This window comes from Rhodanobacter sp. OR87 (assembly GCF_000473345.1).
GTDB lineage: Bacteria > Pseudomonadota > Gammaproteobacteria > Xanthomonadales > Rhodanobacteraceae > Rhodanobacter > Rhodanobacter denitrificans.
In genome coordinates this window covers 141,203-152,818 of the sequence record NZ_AXBJ01000011.1, presented here as the reverse complement: position 1 = coordinate 152,818, position 11,616 = coordinate 141,203, and the positions used below count along the sequence as shown (strand labels likewise).

The window sequence follows — 11,616 nt, the reverse complement described above, 5'->3', positions numbered from 1 at the left end:
AAGGCCATGCACAAAAACTGGTCGAGGCAGCCAAAGCGTTTCACGTAGCGATCGCCGTCGTACTTCGCGACGAGGCGTCGGAACGTATGCATAGGCAGATGCCGCATGAGCTGCGTGAACACAAACTGGCCTTCGTGCATGGCGACGCCCTCCCCGTGAGGTCGTCCAGGTTGAGGCCTGCATGGTTGAAATCGCTAACACCCCGGAGCTGTCATTTTTTATCGCATGATCAATCGTTTACTGAGATCGCCGAGCAATTTCCCCGGACAGTACTGAGTACGAGAAATAAAAGCACGTATCACGCTCCTGCTTCCCAATGAGATTCCAGAAGTCGGCGGCCTTTAGGATTTCTGCTCGCGCTGTCAGTGCGCTGCGTGCTGAAAGTGGAGGGTCACAGTCAACTTTCCATTGCCACACACACGAAAGTGCAACCGGACCCTTGTTTAGCTTGTTTGGGAATCCATGCGGCAAGCCCCGCTCCACCTGGGCTGAACGAACGGCGTGCTTCAATGGCCGCTGACCTACCGCCAGGAGAGCCGGCATGGCCCACCCCTACAAGATCGGCGACCACGTGCGCTGGAATTCGGAGGCAGGCTTCGTCACCGGCCGGATCATCGCGGTGCACACGCGCGACACCGATTACAAAGGCCACATGCATCGTTGCAGCGAGGCCGATCCGCAGTACGAGATCCCGAGCGACAAGACCGACCACGTCGCCATGCACAAGGGCGCGGCGCTGCACAAGATCGACTGAGATGCCCGCCGACCCTGCCACGATCTGGACGATCGGCCACTCCACCCGCACGCTTGAGGAGTTCCTCGGCTTGCTATCCGAATACCGGATCGAGGCGGTCGCCGACGTGCGGCGCTTCCCCGGTTCGCGCCGCCATCCACATTTCGCCAGCGACGCGCTGGCCGCCACGCTGCCCGCGCACGGCATCGCCTACCGCTGGATGCCCAAGTTGGGCGGCCGCCGCAAGGTGCAGCCCGGCTCGCCGAACACCGCGTGGCGCAACGCCTCGTTCCAGGGCTACGCGGATTACACGGCCACCGCGGAGTTTGCCGAAGGCCTGGCCGAACTGCTGGCGCTGGCCACCGGCAAGCGCACCGCGATGATGTGCGCCGAGGCGGTGTGGTGGCGCTGCCATCGCTCGATCGTTGCCGATGTGTTCAAGCTGCGCGGCATCGAGGTCATCCACATCCTCGACGCCGTGCACAGCACGGTGCACCCGTACACCTCGCCGGCGCATATCGTCGACGGTCGGTTGAGCTACGCGCCGGCGCAAGGCGGTTTGCTGTAGATCGAAAGGCGAGAGCGGCAAAGCCGGAACAAGAGCTCTTTGGCTCTTTGCTCTCGCAACCGCGCAGCGGTTGCACACCGAGTACGCACCATGGCGAGGGCATGGATGCCCGAGTTGAGGCAACGCAGGAGCGGTTGCCCGATGGCCCGTGCTCTACTGGGGTCCCTTGCGCGGCGGTGAGGCGGGGGCGACTGGCCGCATAGCGGGCGAGTCCATGAATGGACTCGCCTTTTCGCGCGGGCACGATGCCCGCTCGAAAAGCCCGGCCCCGGCTCACGGACTTGCCGCCCACGGCGAGGGCATGGATGCCCGAGTTGAGGCAACGCGGGAGCGGTTGCCCGATGGGCGGCAAGCACCAAGCGGGGTGGCCTTTCTCTTTGGTTACTTTCTCTTTACTCCGGGCATCCTGCCCTACGCCCTTCGGGCCAGCTTCGCTGTTCGCGCACGCAAAGAGAAAGTGACTCGGGCGCCGTAGGCGCACGAAAGCTCTTGCTCTGCCTGCAGGCTCGGCCACAAACATGATGGATGAAGTGCGATGCCTGCCTTCGCAGGCATGACGAGGAGCGGAGATGCGGCGCGAGCGGCCTGCCTTCGGCGGCACGACGAGGTGAGGATGCGATGCCTGCCGGTGCGAACGGTGGGGGGGGGAAGTCAGCCGTTCGGGCACAGGCATGGGCGCGCAAGAGCATCGCCCGCGAGCGGGCTCCTACGGAGGGCATAGGGGCGCGGCGACGCGGGCTGCGTTACTCCTTCTTGATCGCGTGCCCGCCGAACTCGTTGCGCAACGACGCCAGCAGCTTGTCGGCGAACGAGTCGCTGTCGCGCGAGCGGAAGCGCTCCATCAGCGACAGCGTGATCACCGGGGCGGACACGTTGAGTTCCAGCGCGGCGTTCACGGTCCAGCGGCCTTCGCCGGAATCGACCACGTAGGGCGCAATGCCGTCCAGGTTCGGGTTCTTGCCGAGCGCGTCGGTGGCCAGGTCGAGCAGCCACGAGCGCACCACGCTGCCGGTGCGCCAGATCTCGCCGACCTGGTGCAGGTCGAGGCCGAACTCCTGCTTGTGCTTGAGGATTGAGAAGCCTTCGGCGTAGGCCTGCATCATCCCGTACTCGATGCCGTTGTGGACCATCTTGGTGTAATGGCCGGAACCGGCCGGGCCGACCCGGCCCCAGCCCTGGTCCTTCGCCGGCGCCAGCGTCTCGAAGATCGGCCGCAGCGCCTCGACGGCTTTTTCGTCGCCGCCGATCATCATGCTGTAGCCCTCCTTGAGGCCCCACACGCCGCCGCTGGTGCCGCAGTCGACGTAGCCCAGGCTGTGCTCGGCATACCGTTGCGCGCGGCGCAGCGTGTCCTTGTAGTTGGAATTGCCGCCATCGATCACGGTGTCGCCCTTGGCCAGCAGCGGCAGCAGCGCGTCGACGGTGTCGTCGGTGATCTTGCCGGCCGGCACCATCAGCCACAGCACGCGCGGTGCGGGCAGGGCCGCGACCAGTGCCGCCAGCGAGGTCGCCGGCGCGATGCCGTGCGCCGCCGCGGCCTGGCGCGCGTCGGCGCTGGGGTCGAAACCCGCGACCTTGTGGCCGCCCTTCACCAGGCGTTCGGCCATGTTCGCGCCCATGCGCCCGAGACCCACCATGCCAAGTTCCATCGTGTTCACTCCGTAACGGGAAAGGTTGTCGTGTTCATGCTTGCTGCTGGCCGGCATCCAGCCAGCCGCCGTCGAAGCCGGCGCGGCGCAGGCCATCGACGATGGCGCGGCAACCGCGCATCAGTTGCCACGGCAGGCCGCTGCGATGGTTCTCCACCATCAGCACGATCGGGCCGAGGTTGAGGCCGAAGAAATACGGCGAGACCCAGCCGCCCGGCGCCCGGCCGGACGTGTCGGTCCAGGTCTGGTTGAAGCTGGCCTTGAAGCCGTAGGGATGCGCGTCGTGCAGCTGCAGCGTGTGGATGAAGTGGTGCACCGTCGGCAGCACGATCTCCGGCGCGAACGGCAGCGAGGCCGCCACCGCCCACGGCGCCAGCGTGCCGTCGTCGAAGCCGTACGGCACGCCGCGGCCGACGTAGTCCTCGAAGCGGCGTTCGATGCCGTCGATCCTGCGCGTGGCCGGGCCGGGGCCGTCGCAGGCGGTGATGCCCCAGCAATGCTCGCTGTAGCCGTTGAAGCCGAGCGGGTTGTCGATCGCGTAGCGCTGCTGCACCTGGGTGGCGCGGCGGCTGTTCTCGAAGTAGTCGATGCCCTTGTCGCGCATGAACGCGTCCTGGATGCCGCGGAAATCGATCCATGCCTGCGACAGCTGGTGGGTGAACAGCGGGCCGCAGTACAGGTAGTCGATGTCGTAGCAATGCTTCCACTCGTAGGTGGACGACCACGCCGCGTACGCCGCCGGCAGCAACGGATGGGTGGGCGAACCCAGTGCCAGCACGTACAGCAGCAGGCCCTCGTCGTAGCCCTGCCAGCGATGCGGGATGAAGCCGCTCTCCGGGTGCCAGCCGTGGCCGAGGGTGCCGTCCGCGGCCTGCGCCCACGGCCACTCCGCACGCTGGTAGAGGAAGTCCGCGGTGTCGCGGATCTCCTTCTGCTCGGCGCTGTCGCCGTCGAAGTACGCCGCGGCGGTCAGCATGCCGGCGAACAGGAAGGCGCTGTCCACCGTGGACAGTTCGCACTGCCACGCGCGCCGGCCGGTCTGCATGTCGAGGAAGTGGTAGTAGAAGCCGCGGTAGCCGCTGGCGTCGGGTTCGGTGCCCTGCGGGCTGTCGCGGAAGAAGCGCAGCGTGGCCAGGGTGCGCTTGATTGCGGCATCGCGGCTCAGCAGGCCGCGTTCGACCGCCACCGGGTAGCAGCTCAGCGCCAGCCCGGTGGCGGCGATGCTGGCCGGCCAATCCGTTGCGGTCTTGTCCGCCACCAGACCATTCGCCAGGTTCGTCTCGCACCGGAAGTAGGCGAACGCCTTGTCCTGCAGGTGTTGCAGCAGCGGGTCCGCTGCGGACGGATGGCTGGGGGGTCGGGAGGGCATGGATCTCGTCGTGGTCTTTCGCGGTGACCGCAGCATGCAAACGAAAGATGCTGCGACGGCCAATCGCCGGCCGATATCGCGGGCATCGTACTCCGCGACGTGGTGAAGCGCAGGTTGACGCCGCGCATGCCGTGGCCGGCGCATGCTGGTTTTTTTGCCGCCGTCGACAGGAGTCGCCATGTCATCGCCTTCCCCCCGCAGCACCGATGCGGAGCAGCGCTGCCTGCTGTCCAACGGTCGCTACAGCGTGATGCTGGGTGCGAACGGCGCCGGCTTCAGCCGCTGGCGCGGCCTGGCGGTGACGCGCTGGCGCGAGGACCCGGTCGGCGACGGCTGGGGCAGCTACCTGCTGTTGCGCGACGAGGACGGCGGTGAAACCTGGTCGGCCAGCCGGCAGCCGTACGGCACGCACAGGCCGGACGACGCGGTCGCATTCGAGCCGAGCTGCGCCCGTTTCAGTCGGCGCCACCACAGCGTGCACAGCGTGCTGGAAGTCGCGGTGGCGGCCGAGGCCGACGTCGAGTTGCGCCGGCTCACCCTGAGCAATCACGGCGACCGTACGCGCACGCTGTCGCTGACTTCGTACGCCGAGCTGGTGCTCGGCCCGATCGGCGCCGACAACACGCACCCGGCGTTCTCCAAGATGTTCGTGCAGACCGCATGGGACGAGGCGCACCGCATGCTGCTGGCCACGCGGCGGCGGCGCGACGGCAGCGAAGCCGAAGTGTGGGCCGCGCAGGCGCTGCAGGTCGTCGGGGAGGATGGCGGCGATGCCGGCGAATTCGAAACCGACCGCGCACGCTTCCTCGGCCGCCTGCACACGCTGCGCGACGCACAGGCGATGCAGCCGGGCGCCGCGTTGTCGCACACCACCGGCTGCGTGCTCGACCCGGTGTTCAGCCTGCGCCGGCGCTTCACGCTGGCGCCGGACAGCAGCGTGACGCTGCTGCTGTGGACCCGACTGGCCGATTCGCGCGACGGCGCCATCGCCCTGACCGCGCAACTCGGCGATCCGGCCGCCGCCGCGCGGCTGTTCGACGGCGCGGCACGACAGGCCGAAGCCGCGTGCGCGCAGCTCGGCATCGACGCGGCGCAGGCGGCGCGCTTCGCGCGCTGGATGAGCGCGCTGCTGTGCAACGATCCATGCCAGCGCGCGGCGCCCGACGTGCTCGTACGCGGCCACGGCGGCGCGCCGGTGCTGTGGTCCGCCGGCATCTCCGGCGACCGGCCGATCCTCCTGCTGCGCCTCGGCGAGAGCGACGACCTGACGCGCGTGAGCGAGGTGCTGCAGGCGCAGCAGCATTGGCGCCGTCAGCAATTCGCCGTCGACGTGGTGCTGCTGCAGGCCGCCGGCGAGGCGCGGCAGGCCGCGCTCGATTCGCTGGTGGGTGCGCAGCAGGCGCGCCTGAAAACCGACGACCAGCTGCCCAAGGCCGAGCAGTTCGCGTTGCGCGACGACGCGATCGGCGCGGATTTGCGCAGCGGCCTGCTGACGGCGGCACGCGTGGTGCTGGACGAGGCGCCGCCCGCGCAGGCCGCGGCCGGATCGCCAGCCGCCCGCGCCGTGCCCGCGCCGATCCGCGCGACCGCCATGGCAGCGGCCGTCACCGCCAACGCCGATGCGCCGGAATTCGCCAACGGCCACGGCGGCTTCGTCGACGGCGGCCGCGCCTACCGGATCGACCTCGACGAGGCGCATCCCACGCCCGCGCCGTGGGTCAACGTGATCGCCAACCCCGCGTTCGGCTGCATGCTGTCGGCCGAAGGCGGCGGTTATGCGTGGTCGCTCAACAGCCAGCAGAATCCGCTGACGCCGTGGCCGAACGACCCGGTCAGCGACCGCCCGCACGACGTGCTGTACCTGCGCGACGAGGACAGCGGCGCGCTGTGGAGCGCGTGCGCGCTGCCGATCCGCGTGGCCGGCGCGCACTACGCGGCCACCCACGGCAAGGGCTGGACGCGCTTCGAGAACGACGCGCACGGCATCGAGCTGGAGCTGCTGCAGTGTGTGCCGACGGACGACCCGCTCAAGCTGTCGCGCCTGCGCCTGTGCAATCGCTCGCCGCGCTCGCGACAGCTGTCGGTGACTGGCTATGTGGAGTGGGCGCTGGGCGCGAACGGCAGCACGCCGGCGCCGTTCGTGATCACCTCGCGCGACGAACGCACCGGCGCGTTGTTCGCGCGCAACCGCTGGCGGCCCGACTTCGGCGACCGCGTGGCGTTCATCGACCTGGCCGGGCCGGCGCATTCGACGAGCGGCGACCGCCACGAATTCCTGGGACCGCTCGGCACGGTCGCGCAGCCGCTGGCGCTGCGCGACGGCACGCCGCTGTCCGGCCGCCTCGGCGCCGGGCTGGAGCCCTGCGGCGCGCTGCAGGTACGCATCGAACTGCCGCCGGGCACGCAACTCGACCTGCGCTTCCTGCTCGGCGACGCCGCCGACGAAGCCGCCGCGCAAGCGTTAATCGGCAAATATCGCACGGCGGATATCGATGGCGTGCTCGCCGACGTCGCCGCGCAATGGAACGACCTGCTCGATGCCGTGCAGGTGCGCACGCCCGATCGTGCGCTGGACCTCCTGCTCAACGACTGGCTGCTGTACCAGGTCACCAGTTGCCGGCTGTGGGCGCGCACCGCCTACTACCAGGCCAGCGGCGCCTACGGTTTCCGCGACCAGCTGCAGGACGTGATGGCGCTGTGCGTGAGCCGCCCCGATCTCGCCCGCGAACACCTGCTGCGTGCGGCCGGCCGCCAGTTCGTCGAGGGCGACGTGCAGCACTGGTGGCTGCCGCCGGGCGGCCAGGGCATCCGCACCAGGGTCAGCGACGACCGCCTGTGGCTGGCGTATGTCGCCGCGCACTACGTCGAGGTGAGCGGCGACGCTGAAGTGCTGGACGAGATGCTGCCGTTCCTCGCCGGCCAGCCGATTCCCGACGGCGCCACCGACGCGTTCTTCCTGCCCGGGCACTCCGACCAGCAAGCCACCGTGTACGGGCACTGCGCACTCGCGATCGACAGCAGCCTCACCCGCGGCGCGCACGGCCTGCCGCTGATCGGTACCGGCGACTGGAACGACGGCATGAACGCGGTCGGCGCCGCGGGGCGCGGTGAGAGCAGCTGGCTCGGCTGGTTCCTGCTCGCCACGATCGCCGCGCTGGCGCCGTACGCCGAGCGACGCGGCGAGAAGGCGCGCGCGCAGCGCTGGCGCGACCATGCCGACGAGCTGCGTGCCGCACTGGAGCGGGCGTGGGACGGCCAGTGGTATCGCCGCGGCTACTACGACGACGGCGCACCGCTCGGCTCGCGCGAAAGCGACGAATGCCGCATCGATACCATCGCGCAATCGTGGAGCGTGCTGGCCGGCATCGGCGATCGCGCGCATGCGGCGCAGGCGATGGACTCGGTCGATCGCCTGCTGGTCGACCACGACCATCGCATCGCCCGCCTGTTCACCCCGCCGTTCGACCACGGCCGCGAGAACCCCGGCTACATCAAGGGCTACCCGCCCGGCGTGCGCGAGAACGGCGGCCAGTACACGCACGGCGCGGTGTGGTCGATCTTCGCCTGGGCTGGCCTCGGCGACGGCGACCGCGCCGGCGCCCTGTTCGACCTGCTCAACCCGATCCGCCATGGCGACGGCCCCGCCGCGGAGGCGCGCTACCAGGTCGAACCCTATGTTGCCTGCGCCGACGTCTATTCGGTCGCCCCGCACACCGGCCGCGGCGGCTGGACCTGGTACACCGGCTCGGCCGGCTGGCTGTACCGCGCCGGGCTGGAGGCGTTGCTCGGCTTCCATCTGAAAGGCGACCGGCTGCGCATCGATCCCTGCATGCCCCGAGACTGGCCGGGGTTCGAACTGACTTACCTCCATCGTCGAACTCGCGTCAGCCGCTACGTGATCCGCGTGGAGAATCCGACGCGGGTCTGCCGCGGCGTGGCGCACATCGACATGGACGGCCAGATGCTGGATGCCGATGCTGCACTTGCACTGCCTGATGATGGCGAAACGCACCAGCTACTCATCACGCTGGGCTGCGTGCCTACCCGCACGCATCCAGACCCGTAACGCCACGGCGGGTACCGCCCGCCGGCTCCCCGAAACTGCTCCCCGACGATGGACCGGCAGATCGGGGACGCTAGCCTCGCCGCGTGCGCGAAGCGCCGAGCTTGCGCGTCAGCGTGTTGCGGCCCACGCCGAGTGCCTGCGCTGCGTTCTGCCGATGCCCCTCGTGCGCCTGCAGCGCGGCCTGCAGCAGGGTCTGGTCAAGCGCCGCGCGGGCGCGCGCGTGGATGTCCGCCTCGCCATCGGCCAGCGCCTGCACCGCCCACTCGCGCAGCGCGTCGGTCCATTCGCCGCCGCGCGTCGCATCGGCGCTGCTGCCGAGGTCGGCCGGCAGGATCTCGCTGCCGGGCGCGATCACCGCCAGCCGCCGGCACAGGTTTTCCAGTTCGCGCACGTTGCCGGGATAGTCGCGCTGGGCGACCAGTTTCAACGCGGGCTTGGAGAAACGCTTCGGCGGCAGTTTCAGCTCCTGCGCGGTGGCGGCGAGGAAGTGCCGGGCCAGCAGCGGAATGTCGGCACGGCGGGCGCGCAGCGGCGGCAGCTCGATGCGCACCACGTCGAGCCGGTGCATCAGGTCGGCGCGGAACGCGCCGGCGGCGACACGCGCGGCCAGATCCTGGTGGGTGGCCGCGACGATGCGCACGTTGCAGCGGATCAGCTCGCGCCCGCCGACCCGGTAGAACTCGCCGCCGGCCAGCACGCGCAGCAGGCGCGTCTGCAGGATCAGCGGCATGTCGCCGATCTCGTCGAGGAACAGCGTGCCGCCCTCGGCCTGCTCGAAGCGCCCGGCCACGCGGCGGGTGGCGCCGGTGAACGCGCCGGCCTCGTGGCCGAACAGCTCGCTCTCCAGCAGCTCGCTGGGAATCGCCGCGGTGTTCAGCGCCACGAAGGGCTGGCCGCGGCGCGCGCTTTCCTCGTGCAGCGCGCGCGCCACCAGTTCCTTGCCGGTGCCGGTCTCCCCGGTGACCAGCACGTTGAGGTCGCTGGCGGCGACGCGGCCGATCAGCCGGAACACCTCGCGCATCGGCGCGCTCTCGCCGAGCAGCGCATGGGTCGGCGCGAGCGCCGCACCGGCGACCGGCGTCGGCGCGGCCACGCTGGCCAGCGCGCGCTGCACCGCGGCCACCGCCTGGTCGAGGTCGAACGGCTTGGCCAGGTAGTCGACCGCACCCAGGCGATACGCCGCGGCGGCGGTGGCCACGTCGGTATACGCGCTCATCACGATCACCGGGCCGATGCCCTGCGCCTGCAGCTCGCCGAGCAGGTTCAGACCGTCCTCGCCCGGCATGCGCACGTCGGTCAGCAGCAGCGCGGGACGCGCCTCGCGCAGCGCCTCGCGCACGCCGGCCACCGCGTCGAACTCGCGCACCGCGAGCCCGGCGTCGCGCAACGCCTCGGCCAGCACGAAGCGCACGCCGCGGTCGTCGTCGGCGATCCAGATTTCTTGCAGGAGCGCAGGCTGCGCTCCTGCCGGTGATTTGGCTCGATCAGTCATGCGTGCGCTCCAGCGGCAGGTACAGCGAGAACACGGTGTGGCCGGGGCGGCTGGCGTGGCGCAACTCGCCGCCGTGCTCGTGGGCGATCTCGCGCGCCAACGCCAGGCCGAGGCCGCTGCCGTCGGCGCGGCCGGAAACCAGCGGCTGGAACAGCGTGTCGCGCAGCGTGGGGGGCACGCCGGCGCCGTCGTCGATCAGGTCCACCCGCAGCGCCATGCGCAGCATCCGTTCGCCCACGCGCACGCCGTGCTCGACCCGCGTGCGCAGGGTGAGCGTGCGTGCGCCGGCTTCCAGCGCGTTGCGCGCCAGGTTCAGCAGCAGCTGGTGCAGGCGGTCGGCGTCGCCGTGCAGGTCCGGCGCGCTGGGGTCGTAGTCGTGATGCAGTTGCGGCGGCGCAGGCTCGGCCAGCAGCAGGTCGGCGAGCCGTTCCAGCAGACGATGGATGTTGACCGGGCCGAGTTGCGCCGCGCCGTCGTGATGCAGCAGGCGGTTGGCCAGTGCGCCGAGCCGGTCGGCCTCGGCGATGATCATGCCGGCCAGCGCCTGCAGGTCCTCGCCCTCGACCCGCCGCTGCAGCAGCTGCGCGGCGCCGCGCAGGCCGGCCAGCGGGTTCTTCACCTCGTGCGCGAAGCCGCGCAGGGTGGCCGACAGCGGCGAAGCGGACGACGGCGGCTCGGCCAGCACGTGCACTTCCAGCAGCAGGCCGTCGCCGAACGGCTGCAGCGCGATGTCCGCGCTGAGCTCGCGGTCGTCGGCCGCGGCCAGCGCCACGGCGCGCCACTGCGCCGGCCGCTGCTCCGCCCGCACCTTCGCCGCCCGCGCCATGCCTTCGTCCGCATCGTCCAGCAGCAGCCCGAGCGGCTGTCCCACCGCATGGCGGAAAGCCAGCCCCAGGCACTCGACCAGGGCGGGGTTGAGCCAGCGCAGGCGCAGCTGCGCGTCGACCAGGGCCAGCCCGGTCGCCATCTGCTCTGCCCATGTCCGCCACGCCTGCTCGCTCATTGCACCATCATGGGCAATGTCTCGTCTTGGTGCAAATTGGCCCTGGGCTGCGTTCCGGCGCTTAGTCGCGATGCCCAGCCGATCCGGCCATCGCGACCGCACGCGCGGAGGCACGGTCACCGCAGCGTCGAGCGCACCGATGGCCTCATCCAGCACGGCCGGGAACGGCCGGCACAGGATCACCCGGGCCAGCCGCAGGCACTGCCGTTCGCCGCCGGAAAGCCGCCCGCTGAAGCGGCTGCGCCGGAACCGGCGGCGATCCGCCGGACGATTTTTACAGCGCATTCACCCGGCTGATTCCACTGTGCGCAGACGCGCGAGCAGACACCGCGGGCAGGAGCATCCCATGTCGTCCGAACCGCAGGCCGGCCTGAGCCGGGCCTTCATCGAGCAGCAGCGCCAGCGCCTGGTCGCGTTGCGCAGGCGGCTGCTGGGCAGCGAGCAGGATGGGCTGGCGGCGAACGCGACTTCCAGCTCGAGCACGGCGACGAGGCCGCCGAAGACGAGGACGCCGCACAGGCTTCGTCGCGGCACGAAATCGAGCAGGCGCTGCACGACGTGGACGACCGCCGCCTGGCGAACATCGAGCGCGCGCTGCAGAAGATCGCCGAGGGCAGCTACGGCTGCTCCGACCTCAGCGGCGAGCCGATCCCGCTGGTGCGGCTGCGGAGCACGCCCGAGGCGGTGCTCACCGTGCAGGAAGAACGCGCCCGCGAGGCGCGCGGATAACCCATCG

The 11,616-nt window shown here is 70.3% G+C and carries 10 protein-coding genes; 4 read left to right on the top strand and 6 right to left on the bottom strand.

The features are described 5' to 3' along the window. Positions 1–140 (bottom strand): DUF4372 domain-containing protein (locus RHOOR87_RS19905; protein ID WP_155950949.1); only part of this gene is annotated, 140 nt, incomplete at its 3' end. Between the two features lie 401 nt (positions 141–541). Between RHOOR87_RS19905 and RHOOR87_RS0111800 the strand changes: the two genes are divergently transcribed. Together RHOOR87_RS0111800 and RHOOR87_RS0111795 are read left to right on the top strand one after the other, a co-directional pair. Further along, positions 542–754: a DUF2945 domain-containing protein gene (locus tag RHOOR87_RS0111800; RefSeq protein ID WP_027485132.1), complete on the top strand. Its 213-nt coding sequence runs from the start codon at positions 542–544 to the stop codon at positions 752–754. A gap of 1 nt (position 755) precedes the next feature. Then, the gene (locus RHOOR87_RS0111795; RefSeq protein ID WP_027485131.1) at positions 756–1,301 is read left to right on the top strand and encodes a DUF488 domain-containing protein; all 546 of its coding nucleotides are present in this window, start codon (positions 756–758) and stop codon (positions 1,299–1,301) included. 743 nt (positions 1,302–2,044) lie between these two features. On the opposite strand, the gene gnd is transcribed toward RHOOR87_RS0111795, so the two are convergent. Continuing rightward, positions 2,045–2,950 (bottom strand): phosphogluconate dehydrogenase (NAD(+)-dependent, decarboxylating), encoded by a 906-nt coding sequence (gnd, locus tag RHOOR87_RS0111790; RefSeq protein WP_027485130.1) that lies wholly within the window; start codon positions 2,948–2,950, stop codon positions 2,045–2,047. 34 nt (positions 2,951–2,984) lie between these two features. After that, positions 2,985–4,319 carry a glucoamylase family protein gene (locus RHOOR87_RS0111785; RefSeq protein WP_027485129.1) on the bottom strand — a complete coding sequence of 445 codons (1,335 nt, stop codon included), beginning with the start codon at positions 4,317–4,319 and terminating at the stop codon, positions 2,985–2,987. 178 nt (positions 4,320–4,497) lie between these two features. Here RHOOR87_RS0111785 and RHOOR87_RS0111780 point away from each other — a divergent pair, with 178 nt between their 5' ends. Then, on the top strand, positions 4,498–8,385 hold the full coding sequence (locus RHOOR87_RS0111780; RefSeq protein ID WP_027485128.1) for a glycosyl transferase family 36: 3,888 nt from the start codon (positions 4,498–4,500) through the stop codon (positions 8,383–8,385). A gap of 70 nt (positions 8,386–8,455) precedes the next feature. On the opposite strand, the gene ntrC is transcribed toward RHOOR87_RS0111780, so the two are convergent. The 3 genes from ntrC to RHOOR87_RS20790 form a co-directional block, all read right to left on the bottom strand. Beyond that, positions 8,456–9,877, bottom strand: coding sequence for a nitrogen regulation protein NR(I) (ntrC, locus tag RHOOR87_RS0111775; protein ID WP_027485127.1), 1,422 nt, complete (start codon positions 9,875–9,877; stop codon positions 8,456–8,458). Further along, positions 9,870–10,880, bottom strand: coding sequence for an ATP-binding protein (locus tag RHOOR87_RS0111770; RefSeq protein ID WP_007510237.1), 1,011 nt, complete (start codon positions 10,878–10,880; stop codon positions 9,870–9,872). The genes ntrC and RHOOR87_RS0111770 overlap by 8 nt, the downstream gene beginning before the upstream one ends. Before the next feature lie 285 nt (positions 10,881–11,165). Beyond that, positions 11,166–11,435 carry a hypothetical protein gene (locus RHOOR87_RS20790; protein WP_231381781.1) on the bottom strand — a complete coding sequence of 90 codons (270 nt, stop codon included), beginning with the start codon at positions 11,433–11,435 and terminating at the stop codon, positions 11,166–11,168. Positions 11,436–11,438: 3 nt separating this feature from the next. Between RHOOR87_RS20790 and RHOOR87_RS20785 the strand changes: the two genes are divergently transcribed. Beyond that, entirely contained in the window at positions 11,439–11,609 is a 171-nt protein-coding gene (locus RHOOR87_RS20785) for a hypothetical protein (protein ID WP_231381780.1), read from the top strand. Positions 11,610–11,616: the final 7 nt, after the last annotated feature.

Excerpts from the sequence above, each read along its gene's own strand:
- RHOOR87_RS0111795 (WP_027485131.1), top strand. The coding sequence starts at position 756 with ATGCCCGCCGACCCTGCCACGATCTGGACGATCGGCCACTCCACCCGC.
- RHOOR87_RS0111800 (WP_027485132.1), top strand. The coding sequence starts at position 542 with ATGGCCCACCCCTACAAGATCGGCGACCACGTGCGCTGGAATTCGGAG.
- RHOOR87_RS0111785 (WP_027485129.1), bottom strand. The coding sequence starts at position 4,319 with ATGCCCTCCCGACCCCCCAGCCATCCGTCCGCAGCGGACCCGCTGCTG.
- RHOOR87_RS0111780 (WP_027485128.1), top strand. The coding sequence starts at position 4,498 with ATGTCATCGCCTTCCCCCCGCAGCACCGATGCGGAGCAGCGCTGCCTG.
- ntrC (WP_027485127.1), bottom strand. The coding sequence starts at position 9,877 with ATGACTGATCGAGCCAAATCACCGGCAGGAGCGCAGCCTGCGCTCCTG.
- RHOOR87_RS0111770 (WP_007510237.1), bottom strand. The coding sequence starts at position 10,880 with ATGAGCGAGCAGGCGTGGCGGACATGGGCAGAGCAGATGGCGACCGGG.
- gnd (WP_027485130.1), bottom strand. The coding sequence starts at position 2,950 with ATGGAACTTGGCATGGTGGGTCTCGGGCGCATGGGCGCGAACATGGCC.